General features: G+C 52.7%; 23 protein-coding genes and 1 tRNA gene. 4 read left to right on the forward strand and 20 right to left on the reverse strand.

Annotation, left to right across the window (positions count from 1 at the left end):
• Positions 1–355, forward strand: a 355-nt coding sequence (locus RCH93_RS00725; RefSeq protein WP_306546121.1) for a transposase, incomplete at its 5' end; no start/stop codon positions are given.
• Between the two features lie 167 nt (positions 356–522).
• On the opposite strand, the gene RCH93_RS00730 is transcribed toward RCH93_RS00725, so the two are convergent.
• The 11 genes from RCH93_RS00730 to RCH93_RS00780 all read right to left on the reverse strand — a co-directional run bounded on the left by RCH93_RS00730 (position 523) and on the right by RCH93_RS00780 (position 10,135).
• Positions 523–819, reverse strand: coding sequence for a hypothetical protein (locus tag RCH93_RS00730; protein ID WP_306546123.1), 297 nt, complete (start codon positions 817–819; stop codon positions 523–525).
• 161 nt (positions 820–980) lie between these two features.
• The gene (locus tag RCH93_RS00735; protein ID WP_306546125.1) at positions 981–1,460 is read right to left on the reverse strand and encodes a hypothetical protein; all 480 of its coding nucleotides are present in this window, start codon (positions 1,458–1,460) and stop codon (positions 981–983) included.
• Between the two features lie 382 nt (positions 1,461–1,842).
• A complete protein-coding gene (locus RCH93_RS00740) occupies positions 1,843–2,577 on the reverse strand; it encodes an amino acid ABC transporter ATP-binding protein (protein ID WP_373693237.1) in 735 nt (244 codons plus the stop codon).
• Positions 2,567–3,355 (reverse strand): amino acid ABC transporter permease, encoded by a 789-nt coding sequence (locus RCH93_RS00745; protein WP_306546129.1) that lies wholly within the window; start codon positions 3,353–3,355, stop codon positions 2,567–2,569. Before RCH93_RS00745 ends, RCH93_RS00740 begins: the two co-directional genes overlap by 11 nt.
• Before the next feature lie 15 nt (positions 3,356–3,370).
• Complete coding sequence (locus RCH93_RS00750; RefSeq protein ID WP_306546131.1) at positions 3,371–4,192, reverse strand: transporter substrate-binding domain-containing protein; 822 nt, start codon at positions 4,190–4,192, stop codon at positions 3,371–3,373.
• Between the two features lie 490 nt (positions 4,193–4,682).
• Positions 4,683–5,642 (reverse strand): hypothetical protein, encoded by a 960-nt coding sequence (locus tag RCH93_RS00755; RefSeq protein WP_306546133.1) that lies wholly within the window; start codon positions 5,640–5,642, stop codon positions 4,683–4,685.
• Between the two features lie 90 nt (positions 5,643–5,732).
• Complete coding sequence (locus tag RCH93_RS00760; RefSeq protein WP_306546135.1) at positions 5,733–6,206, reverse strand: TIGR03067 domain-containing protein; 474 nt, start codon at positions 6,204–6,206, stop codon at positions 5,733–5,735.
• Positions 6,170–6,481, reverse strand: a complete 312-nt coding sequence (locus RCH93_RS00765) for a hypothetical protein (RefSeq protein WP_306546137.1) — start codon at positions 6,479–6,481, stop codon at positions 6,170–6,172. Before RCH93_RS00765 ends, RCH93_RS00760 begins: the two co-directional genes overlap by 37 nt.
• A 286-nt stretch (positions 6,482–6,767) precedes the next feature.
• A complete protein-coding gene (locus tag RCH93_RS00770; protein WP_306546138.1) occupies positions 6,768–7,553 on the reverse strand; it encodes a J domain-containing protein in 786 nt (261 codons plus the stop codon).
• A gap of 22 nt (positions 7,554–7,575) precedes the next feature.
• Complete coding sequence (locus RCH93_RS00775) at positions 7,576–8,835, reverse strand: hypothetical protein (RefSeq protein WP_306546140.1); 1,260 nt, start codon at positions 8,833–8,835, stop codon at positions 7,576–7,578.
• Positions 8,836–8,839: 4 nt separating this feature from the next.
• Positions 8,840–10,135 (reverse strand): serine dehydratase subunit alpha family protein, encoded by a 1,296-nt coding sequence (locus RCH93_RS00780; RefSeq protein ID WP_306546142.1) that lies wholly within the window; start codon positions 10,133–10,135, stop codon positions 8,840–8,842.
• Between the two features lie 787 nt (positions 10,136–10,922).
• Between RCH93_RS00780 and RCH93_RS00785 the strand changes: the two genes are divergently transcribed.
• Complete coding sequence (locus RCH93_RS00785) at positions 10,923–11,558, forward strand: PEP-CTERM sorting domain-containing protein (protein WP_306546144.1); 636 nt, start codon at positions 10,923–10,925, stop codon at positions 11,556–11,558.
• A gap of 182 nt (positions 11,559–11,740) precedes the next feature.
• On the opposite strand, the gene RCH93_RS00790 is transcribed toward RCH93_RS00785, so the two are convergent.
• From RCH93_RS00790 to RCH93_RS00830, 9 genes are all read right to left on the reverse strand, one after another.
• Positions 11,741–12,304: a flavodoxin family protein gene (locus RCH93_RS00790; protein ID WP_306546146.1), complete on the reverse strand. Its 564-nt coding sequence runs from the start codon at positions 12,302–12,304 to the stop codon at positions 11,741–11,743.
• 260 nt (positions 12,305–12,564) lie between these two features.
• Positions 12,565–12,858: an integration host factor subunit alpha gene (locus RCH93_RS00795; protein WP_306546147.1), complete on the reverse strand. Its 294-nt coding sequence runs from the start codon at positions 12,856–12,858 to the stop codon at positions 12,565–12,567.
• A 22-nt stretch (positions 12,859–12,880) separates the two neighbouring features.
• The gene (locus tag RCH93_RS00800) at positions 12,881–13,459 is read right to left on the reverse strand and encodes a MucR family transcriptional regulator (RefSeq protein WP_306546149.1); all 579 of its coding nucleotides are present in this window, start codon (positions 13,457–13,459) and stop codon (positions 12,881–12,883) included.
• A 40-nt stretch (positions 13,460–13,499) separates the two neighbouring features.
• Positions 13,500–14,189, reverse strand: a complete 690-nt coding sequence (locus RCH93_RS00805) for a VIT family protein (protein WP_306546151.1) — start codon at positions 14,187–14,189, stop codon at positions 13,500–13,502.
• 1 nt (position 14,190) lies between these two features.
• On the reverse strand, positions 14,191–14,844 hold the full coding sequence (locus tag RCH93_RS00810; RefSeq protein WP_306546152.1) for an AAA family ATPase: 654 nt from the start codon (positions 14,842–14,844) through the stop codon (positions 14,191–14,193).
• Between the two features lie 254 nt (positions 14,845–15,098).
• Positions 15,099–16,271: an MFS transporter gene (locus RCH93_RS00815; protein ID WP_306546153.1), complete on the reverse strand. Its 1,173-nt coding sequence runs from the start codon at positions 16,269–16,271 to the stop codon at positions 15,099–15,101.
• Between the two features lie 122 nt (positions 16,272–16,393).
• Positions 16,394–16,470: transfer RNA gene (locus tag RCH93_RS00820), tRNA-Arg, on the reverse strand.
• Between the two features lie 125 nt (positions 16,471–16,595).
• Positions 16,596–18,722, reverse strand: coding sequence for an Rne/Rng family ribonuclease (locus RCH93_RS00825; RefSeq protein ID WP_306546155.1), 2,127 nt, complete (start codon positions 18,720–18,722; stop codon positions 16,596–16,598).
• A gap of 67 nt (positions 18,723–18,789) precedes the next feature.
• Positions 18,790–19,797 carry a radical SAM protein gene (locus tag RCH93_RS00830; RefSeq protein WP_306546157.1) on the reverse strand — a complete coding sequence of 336 codons (1,008 nt, stop codon included), beginning with the start codon at positions 19,795–19,797 and terminating at the stop codon, positions 18,790–18,792.
• Positions 19,798–20,116: 319 nt separating this feature from the next.
• On the opposite strand from RCH93_RS00830, the gene RCH93_RS00835 reads away from it, so the two are divergent.
• Positions 20,117–22,432 carry an LPS-assembly protein LptD gene (locus RCH93_RS00835; protein WP_306546159.1) on the forward strand — a complete coding sequence of 772 codons (2,316 nt, stop codon included), beginning with the start codon at positions 20,117–20,119 and terminating at the stop codon, positions 22,430–22,432.
• Between the two features lie 37 nt (positions 22,433–22,469).
• Complete coding sequence (locus RCH93_RS00840; RefSeq protein ID WP_306546161.1) at positions 22,470–23,432, forward strand: acetyltransferase; 963 nt, start codon at positions 22,470–22,472, stop codon at positions 23,430–23,432.
• Positions 23,433–23,446 lie beyond the last annotated feature (14 nt).

Genomic DNA, 23,446 nt, shown 5'->3' on the forward strand with positions numbered 1-23,446 from the left:
TCTGCAGACCTCCAAGGCGTGGCGAATCAAGGAAATGCTCCGCTGGGTGCGCCAAGCGCCTACCGTCAGAGGCGCCAAATGGCGGTTGACCACGTTTCTCAATGTCGCCCGATCACTGACCGCCGACATTGATCTGCTCAAACCAGTCCGCAAGGCCCTGCGAACAGTCGAAAAACACCGCGAGGCCATTTGCGCCCGTTGGATCTCGGGGCACAACAACGCCCGAATCGAAGCGCTCAACGGTATCTTCCAGGCGGCCAAATGCAGGGCCAGGGGATATAGAAACGACGACCCCTTCATCAGCATCATCTACCTGCTGGCCGCACCGATACAGAATTTACTCAAATCCACTTGATTCGTCGAAGAGCCGGAAGAATCTTCAGTGCTTGATTTGGATAATCAACTTTTTTCAATGCCGGGAGATATCTTTGCCAACGTGGGGGCTAACTTCCTGCGATCACTGAGCAACCTATGAAAAGAACGCCAACTTCTGCAGGACCGGCGTATCGGATTGTTCGAAAATCACTCAGACCTGTGCCAGTAGTAAAACGTCGCGTGGATTCCTTCTGATTGAGCTGTTTGATAACTCGACGATTCATCAGCTCCCAGTCCATCTACCTGCTCTTGAGTCGCTAAATAAGCATCCTTTTCCTCGGTTACCTCCCAACGGTCGGACGAAAGAAAACGAATTGCGGTATCTCTTGCTTCCTGTATATCGGTTGATAACACCCAGATATGAACCGCTGCCCTAGAAACGTGGGCAATCAAAGGATTTTCAAGCTGCGGTTCAACTTCAAAAATAAAGTGATACGAATTCATACGAGACCTCAAATATATATTTATCTCCCCTTGTATAAAGGAGGCGTCATCCATTCAGACTATGATGAAGACTCATTTGGTGACTATAACCATAAAATCAGCAATTCAGCCGATGGATTGCTTGGTACGAATCAATTAATATGCCCCTGACTCGATTTACATTATTCGCTCTTTTTCACATCTGAAAAAAGATGGGAAAAATCAACGGGCTCTTCAATATCTTCATTATCTGGAACCCGCGCCTCTCTCTTTTTCCGCTCAATTTCCTCGCGTGCTTCCTTAAAACGACGTTTGAAATAACATTCGGGAAAATCAGGAGCAGCGAGATAGCCGAAGATATTTTTTCGGGTCCGGCTGATTATTTCGGCAATTAACACCTCCTTTTCCTCCGCTGAAATAAAATTCCGCTCATTGACATTGGTAAGGACAATCTCTGTCCCTAAGACGGCGCGAATCTCCTCAATCAGTTCCGACTCTCCACTCACTAGGCTCCAAAAGGTTTCCGGGACCGAGACCACTGCATCGTAGCGCACTGTAACCTGCCAGCGATCACCAGCCACCCTGCGGGATTCATCATAGAACCGTATCACAACACCGTTTGCGAGTTGCTCATCTTCCAGGTGTTTCACTTCAGATTTCATTTTTTACGATTTCCTTGTCACTTCGGGCAGTCCCGGTATATTGCAGAGAAGGCAATCATTTTTTCGTCATCTTCCATATTTAAAACTATATGATCCATCGCGCATTGCATACTCAGTGCCTCTTGAGTGGTATAATTATTGACGCAGGCAGCAGTCAGAAGTCGCCCCCCACAGGAAGAATCGATGTCTTGACGAGTAGTTAACGCTATCCCAATCAAGGTGAACAGGAGATGGACCAGTTAAAGCGGCGCACGGTGAGCTGCCTTTTGCCATCTCGGTGCTGATTGCGGGCCTCGGTCCAGAATTCCGATACAAGCATGAACAAAGTGGTGCAGGCTGAATGGGGCAACGGGCCATGGACGGGTAATGTGACAAAGTAGAACTAATCATAGCGCGTTATTCTTCCCAAAAACTGCTGGAGCTGAACGCTTTCCGGCTGATTAAACAGGCGATCGACACTGCCGCTTTCTCTGATTTTTCCCTCTGCTACAAAGAGACAGTGATCTGCCGCTGTACGGGCAAATCCCATGTGATGGGTTATCAGCAGGAGATCGCGGCCCTCATCTTGTAGTTCGCTGATAATATCAAGCACCTCTGAAGTTATCTCCGGGTCGAGGGCCGAAGTGGGTTCGTCGAAGAGCAAAAATCGTGGTTTGATGGCGATGGCGCGGGCAATGGCCACCCGTTGTTGCTGGCCGCCGGATAACTGGGCCGGTTTCTTGTCGGCATGGGCCGTCAATTGAAAGCGTTTCAGGATGGCCTGGGCCGTTGCAAGGGCCTGCTTGTGCTCATATCCTTGCGCCTGCTCAAGCGGCAGGATGATATTGTCAAGCGCACTCAGGTGCGGAAAGAGATTGAAGGCCTGGAAGACCGTGCCGATGCTGCGACGATGGATAAGTAGGCTTGCTTCATCAAAAAGCAGCGGCTTGCCGTTGATGCATATTTGCCCGGAATCAGGTCGTTCCAGGCCGGCAATCGTGCGCAGCAGGGTTGTCTTTCCGCCTCCCGATGGGCCAATGATGACGAGGGCGTGGACATCAGGCAGTTCAATGGAGATATCGTCCAGCACTCGGTGGCCATTATAGGATTTGCTGAGATGAGCGAGGCTAAGTTGCATAGCGAAATTTCTGTTCCAGGTGGCGGCTGAACAGGGAAATGGGGAGGGTCAACAGAAGATACCCCACGGCCAGCGGCAGGTAGCTTTCCAGGGTGCTGAAGGTAAAGGCGTTGACCTCCTGGGCGTTGAGGGTGAATTCGCTGACGGCAATGATCGAAAGCAGCGAGGAGTCCTTGACCAGCGAGGCGAATTGACCGGCCAGGGGGGGCAGAATCCGCCGCACCACCTGGGGGAGGATGACAAAACGGTAGGTCTGAAAGGTCGTCAGGCCAATGGCGCGCGCTGATTCTAATTGGGATTCGCCGATGCTCTCGATGCCCGCCCGAATAATCTCGCTCAGATAGGCCCCGGCGAAGAAGGCCAGGGTCAGAATGCCGACCACATAGCGATTATTGATGCCAAAGGCATCCGCCACCACGTAGAAAAAGACCAGAATCTGCACCAGAAGCGGGGTGCCGCGCACCCCTTCGATATAGAGGATGGCCAGATAGCGCAACGGCAACAGGCGGGAGCGGCGTGCGAGGGCGAAAAAGACGCTGATCAGCAGGCTGAGGCTAAGCGCCGCGACTGAAATCAGCAGAGTGGTCATCCACCCGTGCAGAAATTTTTGCCGATACTGCCAGACCGCAGTCCAGTTCCACCCATACTGTAACTGGCTGAAGGAAAAAAAGAAGAGAGCCGAGAGCAGGAGGAGGACCAAGACAAAGGCCATAAGCCGGGAGATCAGCGACGGCGCGTCATTGTCCGGCATCCGCCACAAGGTTGTCAACCTGCCCATTTTTTTCCTGGGCGGTTACAGGAAAAACGGATAGCCGAGGCGCTTGAATTCCTGTTTCTGCTCCAGAAGCCAGGTGTCGCCGAGCTTTTCAAAGCCGCCCTTGGCCCGATAATCCTTGAGAAAAATATTGATCTCCTCCTTGAGGGCGGTGTTGTCTTTGCGGATACCAATGGCCCATGATTCCTGCTGAAAGGGTTGGAGGATGGCGCGGGTGGTCTGCGGGTTGCGCTTCCAGTTGCTGTAGGTGGACATCTGGTCGTAAATGAAGGCATCGGCCTTGCCCTGGACGACCTCAAGCAGGGCCGCCGCCTCCTTGTCAAGGACCAGGACCTTGGTCTTTTTCAATTCTTTGCTGGCATAGTTGTGCCCGGTCGTTCCTTTCTTCACGGCAACCGTCATGCCGGCCTGGTCAAGATCAGCAATGGTTTGCACCGCAGAATCTTTGCGCACCAGTAAACAGAGCCCGGTTTGCAGATAGGGCTTGGAAAAGTCGATTGACTGTGCCCGTTCTGGTGTAGCGGTCATTGAGGAAAGGATGATGTCGATCTTGCCGGTTTTGAGGGCGGGGATGAGGCCGTCAAAACTCATGTTCTCTATCTTGATCTCCCTGCCCAGGCTTATGCCAAGCGCCTTGGCTAGATCGACACTGACGCCTGCCGGTTGGCCGGTGGTGTCGGTCATCTCAAACGGGGGGTAGGCAAGCTCCATCCCGACTTTCAACGGTCCCTGCTGTTCAGCCGCAAAGCTGGAGGCGGCAAACCCGGCAACAAGCAAAAGCGGCCAAAGGCACTTCAGGATTTTCTTGAAGAATGGACGGGTGCAGGTGGCGCGATTCATGGGCAAGTGCTCCTGTGTTTGGAGGGTGTGAAAAAAAGCTTTCTTGACTGGGTAGCAAAATGTAAGGCGGAGCAACAGCCGGTATGGATCATTACCAGGCCCGAGGCTGGCTGGCCTAGCATCATCATATAGGCATGGTGATGATGTCCATGCTCTTTCTGCCGAAAACCGGAAGAGAATAGAAGGAGTCGCACTCGTTGTTCAGTTGTGCCGACATAGCCTCGTTGCTTGCGCACTTTCTTCCACGACGCGATATTACCCCCGAAGAGGTCCTCCGGCAAATGGAAGAGAGTTATTGATAAAGAAAATCTATCGGCAACATTACATGAATTGCCGAGTGGGAGTGGAGTTATTAACCAGTTTATTGATTGCCGAACATAAAACTAGTGAATAACTACCTATAATTACATGCGTTTTAAAACGATCAAATGTTCGCTAATTTATGAACTGATTAATAGGTGTTAGGGGCATCCATCGAGGTCTTGCTGCTTCAAGGTACACTTGGAAGCAGGCGAATTATTCCACCATAGTGCTCATCGTCTGTTCCTACGAATACTTGCTTGCCACTCTTCTCTGATTCGCGCACAGTGATGCTCTCTACTTTCAATCCATCCAAGGTCGCCAGCCTCTTGCTCTCACCCAATTGAACCAGTGGATTGCCATTTTTATCAGCAATCATTTTTCCAATCCGCCAAGCTACGCTTCGGAACGGACCGTCATCGTTTCCCGGATCATAGGCAGATGCGCTGTAAATAAAACCATCGGTATCAACCGCCAAAGCTACAATGGGTCGAGCACCCTTCCCGACGGGATCGACTCCTTCATAAGTAACTTCCTTGAATGGGCCGAATTCCAGCGGATGCAATGAAAGCGTGGCCCATTTGATTTTCGTTGCCGCAAGGCCCTCCGCACGTTCCGCGTACAGATACACCAATTGCTGGCCAACTTGGCAAACCTCGGTGGCCTCGACATTCTCGACGGGCACAGGCCAAGGAACCTGAGACTCGATCTTCAGCGTATCGTTAGTGTACACAGCGAAGAAGATCCGTCGAGCCCCTTCACCTTCCTGCCCGCTTTCAGCAAACAAAAATCCCCTACCGCCCGGGATACGGCTAACGCTTTCCAAATCGCTGCTGGGCCCATCAGGTCCAGGAAACTCTAAATCCAGAGACTGCCAGGTGACTCCCTCGAGCTCCGATTTAGGAAGATGCACAAGGCTGACCCGGGGCCAGTATTTTTTCTCCGAATTGCGTTTGGCATCATGGACGCCGATAAAGAGGTCATCCTTAACCCAAGCCAGTCCGCTCAAATCGGGCAATGTTGATGCTCGAATGACGTCTGGAGGATGAGCAAGAATTGTCGTCGCGCAACCAAACAGTATCACTGCACTCAGCGCGAGTGTAACGAAAGAAAAATTCTGGCCACGAATTTTAATGTCGCGAGCATTCATGGTTTGACTCCTTGTGAAGGCGGCACATGGGCCGAATCACGCTTTCCGCTTGGATCTCGTTGACAGGTACAGCTCATTTGTTCGTGTTTGTTATTTTAACCGCTTCCAATTGTGCCAAATATGTCCCGATCCCGTTTCTGTGCCAAACTTTTTAGGCACAGTCAGTGCTGCAGGATCGAAGCTTACCTTGTATTGATCTGGACCCTCAAATTCATAGATTGAAATAACAGTCTTCCCTGCATAGGGTCCATTGACGCGAACCCAATGCATTTCCTTGGGATTCTTAGTCACATCCAGTTTCGTGATAGAAGCAACGATCACTTCTTTATGTTGATGAGGACTGAAGAGTTCGACTTTATTCCCGACGACGGTGATTTTGTTCTGTTTGACATGTTCTTCAGGCACCTTTTTCCCGTCCATCTCCCCTGAAATCATAACCCAGGTGCCTTGAAATTTTTGGAGCTCTGTATCAGTACTCTTTTCTTGCGTTTGTGCGACAGCAAACGTCGATGCTGACCATAAGAATGTCATAACGGTTGCAAATACGAAAATTTTAGAACGCATAGCCCTTCTCCTTTGTTAATTTTGTATAAGTGCAGATAGAAGTGGCTCGCTGCACCTGCCATGGCGCCAGTTGCCGCACCGCGCGCTCGACCACCCTTCTCTGATTGCACTGAAGTGGTTGCGGCGTTGGGGGCGTAACCAGTTTGTTGCCCAGCGATGCTGCGGCATTCAGCCTGTGCCTGTTCCAGCGAAAGTTGGCACTGAGCGTTCGTCGAACCGCCCAAGATGAGGGAAAAAACTCCGATAGCAACTGAAATTGACTTAAGATTTAGCATGGTTTTCCTCCTGCGAGTTTTTTGAATTCACGCCTCGAGTTACGGGGGATAGGCAGATCACCAAGGCGTACTCATAGCGAACAGAGCTGTTCTGCCATTTGGAAAGGCGTGGGTATGGATGTCGAGGACACCGGCCATAAACCTTCTCCTGATTATTGGTTCCGGTCGATTTCTGGTGGTGTACGTATTTCGTCGACATTGCCTCGCAACCTATTGTTTTTACAAACATGGCGACAATGTCGCGCCAGAATGTTCAAGTTGCTAATTTTTCGTTTTTCAACACTGCTCAATAAAAAGAGATTCGTTCTGGGTCACCAATGGCTGACCGGATGAGCAAAAGATGAATTTGAGATTCCAATTCTTCTTTTTTGCGCTCAAAATATTCATCCCAATCGTTAATGTGACTTAACAGCTGGAAAATTTTATCTTTTTCTATTCTTTCCAGTTCATTTTCAATGTGCACTTTTTCAGTCTTCAAGCTATCTATCTTTTTTTTGAGCAGCGCTTTGTCATTCATAACCTCAAAATTACTAGCAAGACATTCCCCGTTCTGCAAGGCTTCCAGAATCTTTTTTACGGCCTCTTGGTCGCCTTTCGCATATGCGGTGCTAAGTGTTTTAAAAATCTCCTCAGCTTTCTTTTTCTTGCCTTCACCAACAGTGTCCGGATGACACAAACGACCTGCTAGGCGATAATTTTTCCTTATTTCCGCCCTGTCCCTTGCTTTTAATTCTGCAATTGGCTGACTGAAGATCTCGTCATGCTGCTTTCCAAACGATTCTGAGGCGTTCGTTAATTTTTCATAAGCATCATCATTGGAACTGTCGGGTGATTTAGGCTCAAACATAAACAAGCGTTCCTCCCGAAGTTTCACGAGTTTTTTGATAAGTTCACCGAGCCTTCGGTTGCACTCTTCGTTGAATGTATGAATCATGCTGAGGTATTCCGCCTTGGCATTAGCGAGCTCTTGAATATTGCGCTCAAGAGTTAACAGCTCGATTCGAAGTCCGGGGAGCGCTGCATCTTCGCAGGTAACAATGTCACTGGATAGGGCTAGATCCTCTTCTATCATTTGGGTAGGTAAACCAAAAATCCTACTTGTCAATTAAGGCCAGGAAAGGGGATATCACCAGCAGCGCACCTGTAACAACAACCATCCACGCCTGAAGACCTCGGTATCTGGCTAGGCTGTCTACCCTGTAAATGAGAACGACAGGGATAAAACAGCCGATAACGGCAAAAATCGGGCTGCAGATACTTGTAAAATAAAGAATGGGAAAATCAACGACTGTGGCGCCCCAGCCGAGAAGGATGATAAAGGCAATAACCCCGGCTGACAGCCTTTTCATATTGATGTTTTCTCTGGGCTTATCCTTGGCCGCAAGATTCATATACAGTCCGACGCAGGCTTCGTGCATGCCCAGCAGAACCGCGAAAAAAGAGGTTACTACCGCGCATATATCAATAATCACTCCCATAGCCGGAACGATTGCCCCTGGTACATTTTTGACCATTATTGCCAGAAAGGAAGTGTTGGCAGCAAGTGCCATATAGGCCTCCTGGGAAGTAATGGACATGGTGCAGGAAAAGGCAAAGAAAAAAACAATAGTTCCCAGAATGCCGAAAGACCAGTTCATTATCTGCACAGTCTTGCGACGGGCAATGGCTATGTCCTGATGCTCGGAGCGGACATAAATGACCATTGGGCTGAGGGACTGCAGGAAAAGAATCGAGGTCATGGCAAAAGGCAGGGTTATGACCGCCTGGAGAATCATTTTCCGAACGGAAATTATCTCCTTTATATTATCAACATCCCAGTAAGGTATAATTATTACTGAAAGTACAACCAGAGAAGAGAGGATGACAATTACAAGCAACTTCGAAAGATTAAAAAGTAAAGTTTTGCTTACAAATGCAAGAAAAACAAGCAATGTTACTACAAATAGGCCGTAAAATACGTTGGTCGACAAAAGCCCTTCAGTCATACCAGCCGTATGAATATAGGAAGCGCTGTCATTGGTAACTGTTTCACTGTACACAAAAAGCCAGATCACAAGCATCACAAAATAAATCAGCCCAAGTCCCGTCCCCCACTTAGTCCCCAGATATTCACTTATGGTTGCGGGATAGTCTGTTGACTGCTTTGACTCGACAAGGGTATTGATAAAAAGCCTTTGAAATTGATACAGGGCTGGATAAGCTACAATTATTGCCAACAGAAAAGTCCATAAGCCGACAATTCCGGCCTGAATCGGAAGGAATACAATTCCAGCCCCAATGCCCATGCCTATATTGATAGCTACCCATCCCCAGTCTTGGGAACTCATCTTCATTTCTGGTGTTTTCAATTTCATGCCCTTACTCTGTCGTCATAATCTTTAGAATCACTTCATCGGTCTGCTCCATTCCCGCACTGGCAAGTTCGCCGATATTGCGGATCGTGGCCTCCACGTCATTGCCCACAATGCCTTCGCCTCCATGCAGATCCTTGTGATAGGCAGCCAGAGTAGCCGAGTCAAAAGCGGCATAGATTCCGGTGGCGATTTTCATGGCACATGAAGGCTTGGCTCCATCACAGATTATACCGGAAATATTGCCAAGTGTATTGACTATAGCGTGAGCTACAGTGGCCATGTCTTTCCCAATCAGAAATGTTATGGCCCCGCTGACTCCGGCTGCCGCGCACATGGCTCCGCAATAGGCAGACAAACGCCCTACTTGTGTTTTGATGTGCACAGTACAGAGGTGCGATAGAAAAAGGGCTCTTATGAGTTCATCCCTGGAATACCCTTTAAGTATTGCAAATTTGATCACAGGAAGGGAAGCTGTCATGCCCTGATTGCCGCTTCCGCTGGTGGTCATGACCGGCAGGGGGCAGCCGCTCATTCGCGCGTCACTTCCAGCTGCGGCATAGCTTGCACAGCGGTTGCGCAGGTCGTCACCGTAAATTCCCTGGTCAATATTTTTGACAATACTGCTTCCGATGTTCACCCCGTACGTATTTTGAAGTCCTTCATCCGCAATGATGCAGTTCAAGGAGATGACCTGCTCGAACAGGGGGCGTATCAGACCAAGATCAATGGTTTTGGCCAGATCGTAAATAAGACTTACCGACAAGACAGAGCGGTCTTCCTGTGTGGTATTAAAGCTCTCGGGACTAAAACCGCGATCAAGAAGCACCTGTCCATTTTTGACTACTTTGGTCAGATTGGTATGCAGATACTGCACCTCAACCAACGCGCTTTTTTCTCCCGCAGAGACCTCAATACGTACATATAGTTTGATAGGTGTCTTTTCGTGAATCATTTCAAAAGAGGATTTATCTAGGTATTTTCGTACTGCAACCATATCCTCATCGGTTATATCACTGATAACCATCAAATCTTTTTTACAGTCACCCGCCACAATGCCCATGGCAGCCGCAGTCTCCATGCCGACCATCCCGCCGCTGTTGGGCACGACCACGCTTTTTACATTTTTGATTATATTTCCCGAAACAAACATTTTAACATGCTCGGGAATCTCGCCAAGCACCTCTCTTGCTTTAGCTGCTACTAGAGCAATTGCAATAGGCTCTGTACAGCCCTGTGCCGGTACAATTTCTTCGTGTAAAATTTTCACTACCTTTGTAACAGTTTCCTGATCAAAGAGCATAAACGCCTCCGGTCATTTTTCATAAATAGGTGAAGGGACAAGTAACTGTTTCTTAAATATTCCCTAACAAAAGCCCAACAGAGCCAAAACAATCCCCAAAACTAACAAGTAGAATACAAGGAGCCTCAAGATTTCATGATAAGAACAAATGGCTAATGCCAGGAGGATCAAGCAATCTCAACAGTCAAGCAACAAAAAAATACAGAATTCAATGGAAGAATTGCAAAGCTGTTTTCCATCATAAATAGAAAATCGCCTTGTATCATGGACTTGGTGATCTGTCCAGCCATAAGTCTACCCGCAGATTCTACTGAGGAACCCAAAAATCTTGTATCCTTGTTCCGTGACCAGCTTGACGGCCCCTTCCTTGAATTCGTCTGTGAATTTTCTGCGTACTGTTTTGCATGTGAACACCTCCTCAGAACAGATTAAACGCTCTTAACTTGCGTCTTCTTTTTCTGCACCAGGGCAATACATAACCATCTAATTCCACATGGGTAAATCCACCAGCGGTGCTGCTTTGCTTGTCGTCGACAACCGTTGCGAGAGGTGATTGAATTACACATAAGAATTTCGGATTTCCCGCACGCCTATTCAGAAAATGACGTTTACTCCTGTTTGATTGCATCAGACTCAAGTTTAATAAAAAAACGTACAAATTCAGCTGCTTGAATGCAGGTTGTTTTTCTTTGAGACAAGGCCCCCATTTTTGCAATGACCACTGACCGGAGAGTCTTTGTTGATTTCAAGGAAATGCGTCATGGCGCAAACATAATCGGAGAGGGATATGCGACGAAAAATACTCGTGGGATTGACCAGTGGATTGTTTCTGTTGGGTGGAAACAGCGCGGCGAATGCGCTGTCTGTGGCGGTGACTTATACCGGCGACAACGTGGTCGATAATTTTTATCTTGTTGATGGCGGCGTAACGTCATCCTTGGGTGTAGGTGAGCATTCCGGCGATTGGACCAAGTCAGACTCGCTCATCCTGGCGAATCTTCTGGCTAGCCATAACTATTCGTTTATATGGCAAATGCATAATGCTGGTTACTCAACGCCTAGCAACTCCATCGGTGGCGGGGATCCTGCTGCATTCCTAGCCGAACTCACAGGGGATATTGCGGGCGGCCCGTTGTACTCTGCCGCTGTTTCCCAATGGGAATATTCATTGGATGGATTGGAATGGGCTTCGGTTACCTCCTATGGCAACAATGGAGGAAATAATATTTGGACAAGTGTGAGCCTCGGCAAGATCCAAGGTATCGATGAATTGGCGCAATGGATTTGGTCTGGCAATGACGACGCTTCCATATATCTGAAAGCAAATTTTCAAACGACTCCTGTCCCAGAAGCAACAACCATGCTCCTTTTCGGGATAGGCCTTGCCGGGTTGGCGAGTGTTATCAGAAAGCGACGAGAATAACCCGCTCGGCTCGGGCGATTTCATAAGGCAGGGGGTTAGCCGCGTGTGCCGGCTCGACACCATCGCTACATTTGCAACACAGGGGGTTAGTGGTTCGCGTGAGTGTCTTGATTGCAGTTGCGAACCAGAAGCCTCGTGGCACACTTATTCCAATTGCGACCTACTCTTCAAAAAGAATCGTCTCATTCAGCCAGCAAGCCGTTAACAGCCTGCTGGACCTGCTCGAATGCTGCTGGATGCTTTTGAATGTCGTCAATATTCCGTAGTCCACCAAAAACCAGGGGGGCCAAGGTTCGGAAGCCCAGGAAGGCGAACATTTGGTTAACATGCTCGAAATACGGCGCAAATTTGGAAATGTCCGGCTGTCCTTGGGTATAAATGGAGAGGAGTTTTTGCCCAGTGAGCCAGGAGGAGTAATCCGGCTTGAGCACCGGCATCAGGCGATCAGTAAACAGTTTCGCTTGAGCGGTCACCTGCCACATGTACACGGGAGAGGCGAGAACCACAGCGTTTGACGTGAGCACATCGTCAAGAATGGGGTTCATGTCATCCTTTAGAGCGCATTTGCCTTCGTTGCCTTTCAAGCGGCAGCTATAACAGGCTTGGCACCCCCTGATAGACAGACTGTTGAGATGGTGTTTCACAATCTGTGCGCCCTGTCCTGCTGCTTGAGTCAGAACAGAATCGAGAAGTTGAGCTGAATTGCCCTTAAGGCGTGGACTGCCGCAAATGCCTACTATTTTCATAATCGTTGATTTGAGAGGTTGAGGTGATGAGGTATTCCATTTCCAAATCAAGCGAAGCATGATGCACAGCGCAAAACATCGCCGACGAAGGTCTGTCATATCGAACGAAGTGAGAAATCTCGCGCCATAACGAGATTTCTCCTCGCGGTGTTCGTCGAAAAGACAAATCGGCGTGCTTCACGGTTGAAATAGAAATGGAATTACAGAAAATCGCTTCAATATCCCGTGAATTTGCTACCGGTTGCCGCCCTTTTCAGCGCTTAAAGATTGTCGTTCAACCTTTCGCGCAACTGTCTGCTCGGACGGAAACTGATCATCTGTCGCTTGGCAATGGTCAGAGACTGGCCGGTTTGCGGGTTGCGGCCCCGGCGCGGGGATTTATCCCGAACATTCAAGCTGCCAAATTGGACCAGCTTGATTGATTCGCCTTGGACCAAGGTGTTTTTCAAGGTCGCAAAAACGGTGTCGACGATTTCCGCTGCGTTCCGCTGGGCAACGCCCAACTTTTCCGTGACCGAGAGGGCCAATTCTTTTCGTGTGACGTTTTTCTTCATTCTTGTTGAAATCCCTCTATTGTTATTCATCTGCAACAGGTTTTTTCTTGGTCCGGGCGACTATGGCTTTTTGCAGGTTGGCCGGAATGCCGCGTTCCTTCCCAGAGGCGGACCGTTTCTCGGAAAGCGCTTTCGCACACAGTGGCTGCCGGGCGGAAAAACCATATTTTTTGCGGTATTCCTTGGCATCAAAGCCATGCGACCTCAGGTGCTTCGGAGACAGCATCTTGAACTCTTGCCCGCATTCCAAGCAGACCACCTTATTCTTCTGGATGGATTTCTTAGGATCAACAGTCGGCGCGGTTGCCTCTGCGCCAGGCTCTATAACCCCGCTTGCTTCAGCGTCCTGCAGTGATTTGAGCGCCTGGAAGGTTTCGTTCAGGGCGGCTTTGATTTCATCGGTGCTCATCTGTTTGCTGCTGATCTGCGACTGGATGATTTCCGCTGTCATTTGCACAAGGGTTTTGCTCATCGATAACTCCTCGGTTAAGTTAAAAAAATGGTAAAAAGAGAGATGTTGGCCTGACATTGTATAGCGTGACTGAAGGGGACAACCGCCGATGGCAGGGCAGGGGGGATTCCCGCGAGAAAGATACGGCAAAGGTTTGCCTCCTGCAACTGAATCGGTCTGCAGGGCTGACTCATCCCGCAATGCCAAACAGCTTGCCGACTGCAGCAGTTATCCCCATGGCCGCCGTACCCCAAAAACATACACGCACAGCGCCACGAGAGAGTGAAGCGCCCCCGGTTGCAGCGGCGACCGCGCCGAGCGCCCCTAGCAAGCCAATCGCCAGAAGTGGGACAACCCACAGCAGTGAAGAAGCAGGAGCAAGCGTTGCGGTTGCGAGCGGAATTGCCGCGCCCAGAGAAAATGCGCCGGCTGACCAAAAAGCCGCCTGCAGGGGCTGCGCGCTCAATTCGGTGGTGATCCCGATCTCATCACGCGCATGGGCCGCAAGCGCGTCATGTTGCATCAATTGGCGCGCCACCTCTTGCGCAAGATGCTCATCCAGGCCACGATCGCGATAGATAGCCGCCAGCTCCTTCTCTTCCTCTTCTCGATCATTCTCGAGCGCGTCGGACTCCATCTGCAGATCAGCACGCTCCGTGTCCTCTTGGGATTTCACTGAAACATACTCGCCGGCGGCCATCGACAGCGCTCCGGCCACCAAGCCAGCCGTGCCCGCTAAAAGAATGCTCTCTCGGGATGCATCAGCTGCCGCGACGCCAATAATCAGACTGGCGGTTGAAACGATGCCGTCGTTCGCGCCCAAGACCGCTGCTCGCAGCCAGCCGGAACGATGAATGCGGTGGTGTTCAGGATGGCGCATATCAGAACAGTGTTGTGCCCATTGCTTTCATGATGTCTGCCTGTTGTTTTGCCGCCATTGCCATGTCCGCAACCAGTTTTCTTGATTCGAACGTCGACTGGAACGTTGTTTTTTGCAAAATATAGGCAATGACGTCAACCGTGTCGTCAATCGTGAGCGTGCTGATGTTAATGACCATGTCATAAAGACGGCTGTCCCAGGTGTCGGTGCCGTACACTTGTATACTCCACTTCCGGCGTTCTTCATCATCATTCTTCAGGATGCGCAGAGCCTCTTGAGCAGAGATGTTTTCTCGGGCCATCTCCTCTTGCACCCTCGTCTCCATATCGGCGTTGATTCTGATTTTTAGAACATGGGGGATGTCTTTGAGAAAAAAATGTCCGGCCAGTCCATGATAAACCATATTGTCGTTGCGGGCATGGCGTAAAATGGCTGAACGGTAGTACTTCACATAGTGCGACGCGCCGTCGGACGCAAAGATTTTAGGGGAATCGTGAAGCGCTCTGACAAGCTTGATCTCTGGGATATTAAATTCCTTCGACGCCTCAAGCAGAATCTCCCGAGAGATGCATTCGTATCCTAATTTTTTTGCCAACCTTTCAGCCACCTCTTTGCCACGGCTGTAAGAACCTCGAGCGATTGTAACAATGGACATTTTCGATTTTCCCCTTTTGAGCTCGCTTCTCAAGACAAGAAGCATTTGGTCTTATTGCAAGAAAATTGCCAAAGAGAACCTCTCTTGGCAACTGCCTCGTCGTGTGTACATATTGCAGTCCCGATCATTGATCGGAAAATTTGCTTTCCAGCGTGGTCGCCTATCCTTGAGCTGTTTTCTGCTTTTGATTTCCTGCTTCTTGCTGGTCCACTCTGGCCACGAAATCCACCTCTTGGGGCCGATAAAGAAGCGCCCTATGCCTTTGCAGGGTGATACAGGACGTTAAACAGCAGCAGCATGCACATCATGACCGCTCCGGTTAAAGAAAAGCCCGCCTGAAAACCATACTTTCGAATAACCACCCCCATGCCGAGCGAACAGGTCAGCATCCCGGCATAGACGCTGGTGTTGTAGCACCCCATGGCCAAGCCTCTCATTTTTTTCGGCACAGAGTCGGCAATCAGGGTGCAGATGACTGTAAACGCCATCCCCATACTGAACCCCATGCCGGCGGCGGTTGCCAAAAGAGAAGGCAGGGAACGACAGAAGCCGAAAGCGACCATCGCCATGGCAAGCGCAGTGGAACCGGCCGTCACCAGGAGGGTTCGGTTCGACAGATGATCATACAACCATCCGGCCGGAACGCGGGACACGGCATTCGCTAACGCCTGGGTCGCAAATACAAATCCCACCGCAGTTGTGCTCAGTCCCAAATCCTTGATGTAGAGCGGCATAAAGGAAACGAACATGCCAAAACCAACGCAACCGCCAAGGGTGGCGAGCAAACAGGCAATGAGCGACTGGTTGCTGAGCAGATTTTTCAAGGTGGAGGCGACGTCTGAGGTGGGTTCAATGCGGCGGGAATGGGTGGGGAGAAAAAAGTATGCCACGAAGAACATCAGCAAGATCAAAACGCCGGCAACAAGGAAGACCGATCGCAACCCAAGCGCCGTTCCAAGAAGGCCGCCGGTTGCCGGGCCGAGGGTCATGCCGCCGTACAAGGCCATGGTGTACCACCCGAACGCGTGGCCTAATGCTCCAGGAGGGGTAAAGTCAGCGACATACGACATCAGCGTTGGCGAAATCGCTGACAGCCCCATGCCGAACAGGAGATAGATGCACCCCATTTGGAGCGGGCTCTGGCTCCAGTACAGCAGAAAAGAAGAGCCTGACAGCAGGAGGAGTCCGCTCAGCAACGGCAGTCGCCGGCCCAGTCGATCCGAAAGGAGACCCAACGGGATGGAGAGCGCCCCCGTCATCACCATGAACGCGCTGTTGACCAGCCCGACTTGCACCGTATCCGCGCCCAACGAGGTGGCGAGGAGCGGGACAATGGGAATCCTCATGAAAGAACCCAAAAAGCAGCCAAAGCTGATAACGCAGACGGTGACGAGCAGGCGGGCTGAGGAAAATTGGGATGCTTGCATGGGAAGGGCCAAAACTATTATCCGGAAGATCCCTTATCGAACAAGCAATCTCGCGTGCGGACCGGGGGGAGACCGGGGAAAAGAAAAAAGGGTTTAGAGAAATTCTCTAAACCCTTGAGTACTGGCGCGCCTGGAGAGATTCGAACTCCCGACCTACGGATTCGTAGTCCGACGCTCTATCCAGCTGAGCTACAGGCGCAAAATGGTCCCCTCATATACTCTGAACCTGATCGATAATCAAGCTTTTTCTTACCGCATGTCCTTGACGGCGCCTTGCCTCTCAACCTTGCATACCAAGTCAGCGCCGTCCTTCATCCCAATCGTCTACCGAGTCGCTTCCGTTTCCAGAAAATCGATTTGATTTTCCGACGGTTTCATCTCCACCCGGGGGATAATGTCGATCTTCGCCTGGTGCTTGGCTTCAAGATCAGCCAACTCCGCCCGTTTTTTATTGAGCAGATACTGGGCGACGTCAAGCGGCAGGCGGCATTCGACACGGGCCACTTTTTTACGGCTGATGCCGGTCTGAATGCGCCGCAGGTGGTACAACGCCAAAGTTTCCACCGAACGCACCACGCCGCGCCCCTCACAGTATTCGCAGGTCCGGTAACTGCCTTTCTCGATGGGCGCGCCCATCTTCTGCCGGGAAATCTGCATCAGGCCGAAGCGGGAAATCTTGCTGATGTCGACCTTGGCCTTGTCGCGCTTCATGCTGACCTTCACCTGCCGCTCAACTTCCCGAATATGCTTTTTATTCCGCATATCGATGAAATCAACCACGATCAGTCCGCCAAGATCGCGCAACCTGAGTTGCCGGGCCAATTCCGCTGCGGCTTCCATGTTGGCGAGGAAGATAGTGTCGTCAAAATCGGAATTCTTTGAAGTCCGGCCGGAGTTAACGTCGATGGCCACCAGCGCCTCGGTGGGGTTGATCACAATCGAGCCGCCGGAAGGCAAGGCCACCTGCGGTTTGTAGATTGATTCGATCTGCTCTTCGATGTTGAACTGGTTGAAGATAGGCTTGGTGCCGCGATGCAGCCGGACCTTGACGTTTTTCTGTTTGGCCGGCAGCAGGTCGATAAAGGCGTCGACATTGGCCAGCGACTCCTGGGTGTCGACCAGGATCTCTTGAATGTCGGCGAAGAAATGATCCCGCAGAAAACGGACCACCGTGTCCTGCTCCTCGAACACCAGGGCGGGCGCGTCCATGGTCTGGCCGCGCTTTTTGACCTCTTCCCAGAGGGCGAGCAGGGTGTGCAGATCCTTTTCCAGAGCGGCGTGGGTGATCTCGGCGCTGGCGGTGCGAATGATGTATCCGACGCCTTCGGGGATTTCAAACTCGCTCATGATTTCGCGCAGATTGGTCCTGCGCTCCTCGCCGACAATCTTGCGCGAGATGCCGGAGCTGTCGCTGCCCGGCATCAACACTAAACAGCGGCCGGGCAGAGACAGATAGGTGGTCATGTTGGCGCCTTTGTTGCCAGTGACCTCCTTGACCACCTGCACCAGCACCTCCTGCCCCTTCTGCATCACCTCTTCGATTTTGAGCTTTTTCCACTGCTGCTGGGCAATCAGATTGCGATTGCGCTCGTTGACGTCCTGCCGATAGTACTCGGGATGGATTTCGTTGAACGGCAGGAATCCGTTGCGGCCGGTGCCGATATCAACGAAGGCGGCCTGGAGATTGGCCTCGATCGAGACGATCCGACCTTTATAAATATTGTTTTTGGTGGGCTCGCGATCAATGGTGGTGACGTGGAAGGATTCAAGCCGCCCGTCTTCCACCAGGGCGATCCGGCATTCTTCCGGCTCCTCGGCGTTGATCAGCAGCTTGTAGACCACCGCCTTGTCGGGAAATTCCGACCCGTCGTCGACCACCCGATCCGAATCGTCGTCTTCGTCGCCATCCGAATCAACAGCCGGCTCAACGGGTGTTTCCCGCGCCTTCTCAGCCGATTCTTCCGCCTCCTGGGACGCGTCAACCGGTTTGGCGCGTTTTTTACCGCTGCGCCGGGGCCGCCTTTTCTTGGGCGGAGCCGGTTCTTCCGTCGCCTCCTCGCTCCCTGAGTCGGCAACCGCCGGGGCCGCTTCATCGGCTACGCCTGGCGCCGCCGCAGACGTCGCGACCTCTTCAGTCACGCTTTCCGCGACCACGGGCTCGACCACCTCAAGCGGTTGATCAGCGACAGGCGCAGACGCATCGGGCTGAGGAGGAGAAACCACGGGGGGCGACTCCTCCCGCCGCTCTTCGATTACATCCGGGACGGCCGGCGCGACGAGTTCAACTGGTGCAGTCGACGCCGCCGCTTCAGTCGCCTCCGCCGCTGCCTGCGCAGCCTTTGCCGCCTCGGCGGCGGCCGCTTTGGGCACGCTTTTCCACCATGCGCCGGTTTTGGCTTTTCGCACGGGAGGCGCTTTCTTTTCTTGTTCGTTTTGATCGTTTTCGGTCATTCGTATCCTTAATGGGTAATTTTTTTCAAGCAACTTGCACTTCCCGCGTCAGAGACGCAACGCCGGCTCAGCCAGGCGTCGCGAGTCCTATGAGGCACGAAGCGTGTTGATAAAAGCGATGATCGCCGTGATCCTGCCGCTGCAGGACTCCTGAACATATCAACGGCTCAAGGAGTTGCTCAATCTTATCCGGACCGCCCAATTGGAAGGTCCGATCTATATCAGCTGCGGTACAAGGCCGCCGCTGCAACATCTCTATAATTTCCTGCACAACCGCGTCGTCTGCGGCAGGCGCGTTGGCTCGGTCGCCTTGCAGCGTCGGCGCCGTTTCGCCCGTTGTCGGGACAAAAGGCAGGTCAACCGGCAATCCCAGGGCTTTCTCAAAAGAGCGGGCTATCTCAGTCAATCGTTCTCTGCTCACCGGCAGGGCGAAACCCTCGGCGGGCGGCCGAACCACCGTGTTCAGTTGAATTCTGTCAATCCGCATGGGCCGAAGCGCGGCTATCAACGCCTCGACATCCTCGGGGGCGTCGTTGACGCCTTGCACCAGAAGGATTTCCAGCCAAAGTTTTCCTGCATATTGATGGGAAAAGGTCGTCAACCCCGCAATGGCCTCGTGCAGATCAAGCCCGGCAACAGGCCGGTCCACCCGTTGAAACGTCTCAGAACGGGCTGCATCAAGGGAGGGAACGACCAAATCCGCAACCAGCAGGTCCCGGCGCACCTCCGGGTCCGTCAGGGTCGTGCCGTTGGTCAACACCGCTACCGGTTTCTCCGTCCGCTGTTTTATATGCCGCAGGATCGCGCCCAAACCGCGGTGCAAGGTCGGCTCGCCCTTGGCCGTGACCGTAAGCACGTCAATGTTCGCCATGCGCGCGGCATCGGCGCACACCGCGTCAATCTCGGTTGCAATCGCCTGGATGTCGGAATAATCTCCGCGCTCGCCGACAGGGGATGCAGTGCGGCCCACCTCGCAGTATATACAGTTGAGATTGCAGATTTTACTCGAAAAAAGATCGATGCCGAGAGAACGGCCAAGTCGCCTGGAATTCACCGGGCCGAAGATACATTTCATGCAGCGCTGCGAAGGGTTGATGCCGCCGTGAAAAGCGTAAATATGATAGATGATGCAAGCTTTGGAAAATCAAGTCATTAGACGGTGCTGCGACTGCCGATACTTAAACCAAATTCCCCGCTGACGCAAGGCAAATCTACGACTTTTCGCTTGACACAAATCCGGTGGACACGTACATTCGGGCCTGTTACCAGTGATTATTGTTGTCCCATTTCTTTAATCGCTCCAACCAGTTGAGGCGCCGTTCACACGCAATCACGATTTTCTCCGGTGCGTCCGCTCTTCTGTTTCGCCCTTCTATTCAAAGGAGCTGATCGAGGTGAAGCATACCAACCCATCCTCCCCGATCCTTGCACTGCTTTTTCCGATTCTTGCCGGCCTGCTTCTGCATTCAACCCCGGCTGCCGCCGTGTCGGTCGACGCTCGCCAATGGGACATAACCGCCGATAAAATGACCCGATACGAGAACCCGGCGCGCATCGTGGCCGAGGGCAACGTGCTTCTGGAAAAGAAAGAGCCGGTGGAAAAACGGGCTCCGAAAACCTCTTCGCAATGGAGCGGTCTGTTGGGCGACGACCCCGCCCCCGACGCAGCCGCAGCCAAGCCAGGCGAACCGGAGACTGAAATTAAAACCGTGACCACCATTAAGGCCGACTGGGTCGCCTACAACATCTCCCAGGGGACGGTGGAGGCCAAAGGGCACCTGCTCATCGACGTCGGGGCCGATCAACTGACTGCGGACTCCGGCGTCCTGGATATGGAAAAGGCCACCGGCAGCTTCAACAACGCCACGGTCATCCGCCAGCAAAAGGATCTCCATTTCGAGGGCGACGTTATTGAGAAGACCGGCGAGACCACCTATTTCATCGAAGACGGATGGGTCGTCACCTGTAAGCTGCAGCCCGGAGAGACCGCCCCCTGGAGCTTTGCCGCCGCCGAAACCGAAATCACCGACGGCGGCTACGCCTATCTCAAGCACGCCACCTTTCGCATCAAAGACGTGCCGGTGCTGTACTCGCCGGTGATGCTGCTGCCCGCCAAACGCAAACGACAAACCGGCTTTCTTTTTCCGTCCATGTTCATGTCCGACCGCGACGGCTTCAGCATGGAAACGCCGTTTTTCATCAACCTTTCGCCCAGCGCCGACCTCACCCTGTTCCCGCGCTATTTTGCCAACCGCGGCTTTATGAGCGGCGCCGAGTTCCGCTACATCCTGGACAGCGACAGCCAGGGCATGCTCATGGGCAATTATCTCGACGACGCCCTGTCTGACCCTTCCGAAGTCGAGTATTACCAGGATGGTCAATACACCCACACCAATTCCGACCGCTACTGGATTCGCGGCAAGGCGGATCAGGACATCGGCGCATGGACCACCCGACTGGACATCGACGTCGCCTCAGACATCGACTACCTGCGTGAATTCAACACAGGGTCGAGCAGTTTCTCCGACAGCCAGCAAAAATTCCTCAACATCTTTGGCCGCGGCTTTACCGACAAAACAAACCAGTACCGGGAAAACACCTTTGCCGCCCTGCGTTCCTGGGACGACGGCACATCGCTGTTGGGTGAAATGCAGGCGATCAACGACCTCAGCGAGGCGACGTACACCGCCGACAATCCGTCTCAGCCCTGGAAACTGCCCTCACTGACTTATTCGGGACTCGTGCCGGTGACCGGAGGCAAAGGGCCCGACTTTTCCTGGGACGCCAACTACACCAACTTCTGGCGGGAAGAAGGGGTTGGATCCCAGCGGCTCGATCTGTTGCCCACGGTGACCACCGGCATCCCGCTGAGCCCGTATCTCGAGAGTTACGTCAGCGGCGGCGTCCGCAACACCGCCTACATGATTCAGGACAACGGGGCCTCGGATTGGGAGGACAGCGACTCGAAAAACCGTTTCCTCTATAATCTCGGCGGAGAAATCGGCACCACCCTGATGCGCGACTTCACGGCGGATTTCGGCGACGTCAACGCCTGGAGCCACACCCTGCGCCCCTACGTGGCCTACGGCTACACCGCGATACCGGACAAGGAGCTGTTGCCGCGATTCGACGTTGTCGACGATCTGGAGGAACAAAACACCCTCTATTACGGTTTCAATAACTTTTTCAGCATCTCCGGCGAACGCAACGGCCGCGAATTTGAACGCGAATACGCCTTTTTCAAAATCAAACAAGGCTATGATCTGCGCAGCGAGGAAAGCGACACCCCGCTGACCCCAGTGATCGCCGAGACTGGTTGGTACCCGATTGAGCGACTGCTCTTCAAATACACCACCAACGTCGACGTGTACGGCGACGGAGCCTTCTACCATTCCATCGACAGCTCCTACTACAGCACCGCCGGCGACAGATTTTCCCTGGATTACCGCTACAACGAACTCACCGAGGTTAATTCGGTCAAGGGCAGTGCCTGGTATCTGCTGCCGTACAATTTCGCCGCCGGCTACGGCCTGGAACGGGCGATCGAGGCCGACGAAACCATTGAGGAGACGATAAAACTGCGCTATCTCCAGCCCTGCTGGTCAGTGGAACTCGCCTCCAGCTCCACGCCCGGCGACCAGACCTTCATGCTCACCTTCCGCCTTGCCAACATTGGCAATCCCTTGGGTTTTGACCTCCCCGGCATGTAAGCAAGGGGGAGCACATCCCCGACGACCTGGGCACATCATGCACCATATTGATGTATTCAACGGCGACGCCGACGGCATCTGCGCCCTGCAGCAGCTCCGCCTGCACACGCCTCAACCGGCAGCGCGTCTTGTCACCGGCGTCAAACGCGACATCGCCCTTCTGGATCGGCTGGTTGGCGTCGCTCATTGTCAGATCACCGTGCTGGACGTCTCGCTTGACCGCAACCGGAGCGCCCTCGAGCGTCTGCTGGCAGACGGCAATCGCGTCTTCTATGCCGACCACCATTACAGCGGGACCATCCCCACGGCGGAGACGCTGGAAACCCACCTTGATCCGTCGCCGCAGCTCTGCACCTCGCTCATCATAGATCAGCTGCTGGCGGGCAAATATCGTCCCTGGGCCATTGCCGGGGCCTTTGGCGACAACCTGGACGAGGTTGCGCTCGGGCTCGCGCGCGCGCTGGGTTTGAGCGAAAGCAACACAGAGACGCTCAAAGAAATCGGCCGGCTCCTCAATTACAACGGCTACGGGATTGTCGAATCGGATCTGCTGATCCACCCCGCCGACCTGTTTCGCGAGGTGCGCGCTTATGCGGACCCGTTTGCCTTTCACCGCGCCTCCGACCTGCTGGCCCAACTGCGGCAGGGCTACGAGAACGACATGGCCCAGGCGGCAAGACTCGCCCCCTACACAACCTTTGCCGGCGGCCGGGTGTTTCTGCTGCCGCAAGCGGCCTGGTCCAAACGGGTTGTCGGTGTATATGCCAACCTGTTGTCCCGCGAACAGCCCGAACTGGCCCACGCCACCCTGCTGCCTCACGCCGACGGCGGTTTCCTGATCAGTGTCCGCGCGCCTCTGACCACCCGCCAGGGGGCCGACACGCTCTGTCGCCAGTTCGCAACCGGCGGCGGACGGGCTGCCGCGGCCGGCGTCAACAACCTGCCCGAGCAGGAGTTGGATGCCTTTCTCGCCGCCTTTGCCGCCCACTCTTTCCAATAATCCCCCAGGCGCTC

The organism is Desulfobulbus sp. (assembly GCF_030824455.1).
In the GTDB taxonomy this organism is placed as follows: Bacteria; Desulfobacterota; Desulfobulbia; order Desulfobulbales; family Desulfobulbaceae; genus Desulfobulbus.

Coding starts and splice junctions, on each gene's coding strand:
- RCH93_RS00730 (WP_306546123.1), bottom strand. CDS start 819: ATGAATTCGTATCACTTTATTTTTGAAGTTGAACCGCAGCTTGAAAAT.
- RCH93_RS00735 (WP_306546125.1), bottom strand. CDS start 1,460: ATGAAATCTGAAGTGAAACACCTGGAAGATGAGCAACTCGCAAACGGT.
- RCH93_RS00740 (WP_373693237.1), bottom strand. CDS start 2,577: ATGCAACTTAGCCTCGCTCATCTCAGCAAATCCTATAATGGCCACCGA.
- RCH93_RS00745 (WP_306546129.1), bottom strand. CDS start 3,355: ATGGGCAGGTTGACAACCTTGTGGCGGATGCCGGACAATGACGCGCCG.
- RCH93_RS00750 (WP_306546131.1), bottom strand. CDS start 4,192: ATGAATCGCGCCACCTGCACCCGTCCATTCTTCAAGAAAATCCTGAAG.
- RCH93_RS00755 (WP_306546133.1), bottom strand. CDS start 5,642: ATGAATGCTCGCGACATTAAAATTCGTGGCCAGAATTTTTCTTTCGTT.
- RCH93_RS00760 (WP_306546135.1), bottom strand. CDS start 6,206: ATGCGTTCTAAAATTTTCGTATTTGCAACCGTTATGACATTCTTATGG.
- RCH93_RS00765 (WP_306546137.1), bottom strand. CDS start 6,481: ATGCTAAATCTTAAGTCAATTTCAGTTGCTATCGGAGTTTTTTCCCTC.
- RCH93_RS00770 (WP_306546138.1), bottom strand. CDS start 7,553: ATGATAGAAGAGGATCTAGCCCTATCCAGTGACATTGTTACCTGCGAA.
- RCH93_RS00775 (WP_306546140.1), bottom strand. CDS start 8,835: ATGAAATTGAAAACACCAGAAATGAAGATGAGTTCCCAAGACTGGGGA.
- RCH93_RS00780 (WP_306546142.1), bottom strand. CDS start 10,135: ATGCTCTTTGATCAGGAAACTGTTACAAAGGTAGTGAAAATTTTACAC.
- RCH93_RS00785 (WP_306546144.1), top strand. CDS start 10,923: ATGCGACGAAAAATACTCGTGGGATTGACCAGTGGATTGTTTCTGTTG.
- RCH93_RS00790 (WP_306546146.1), bottom strand. CDS start 12,304: ATGAAAATAGTAGGCATTTGCGGCAGTCCACGCCTTAAGGGCAATTCA.
- RCH93_RS00795 (WP_306546147.1), bottom strand. CDS start 12,858: ATGAAGAAAAACGTCACACGAAAAGAATTGGCCCTCTCGGTCACGGAA.
- RCH93_RS00805 (WP_306546151.1), bottom strand. CDS start 14,189: ATGCGCCATCCTGAACACCACCGCATTCATCGTTCCGGCTGGCTGCGA.
- RCH93_RS00810 (WP_306546152.1), bottom strand. CDS start 14,844: ATGTCCATTGTTACAATCGCTCGAGGTTCTTACAGCCGTGGCAAAGAG.
- RCH93_RS00815 (WP_306546153.1), bottom strand. CDS start 16,271: ATGCAAGCATCCCAATTTTCCTCAGCCCGCCTGCTCGTCACCGTCTGC.
- RCH93_RS00825 (WP_306546155.1), bottom strand. CDS start 18,722: ATGACCGAAAACGATCAAAACGAACAAGAAAAGAAAGCGCCTCCCGTG.
- RCH93_RS00830 (WP_306546157.1), bottom strand. CDS start 19,797: ATGAAATGTATCTTCGGCCCGGTGAATTCCAGGCGACTTGGCCGTTCT.
- RCH93_RS00840 (WP_306546161.1), top strand. CDS start 22,470: ATGCACCATATTGATGTATTCAACGGCGACGCCGACGGCATCTGCGCC.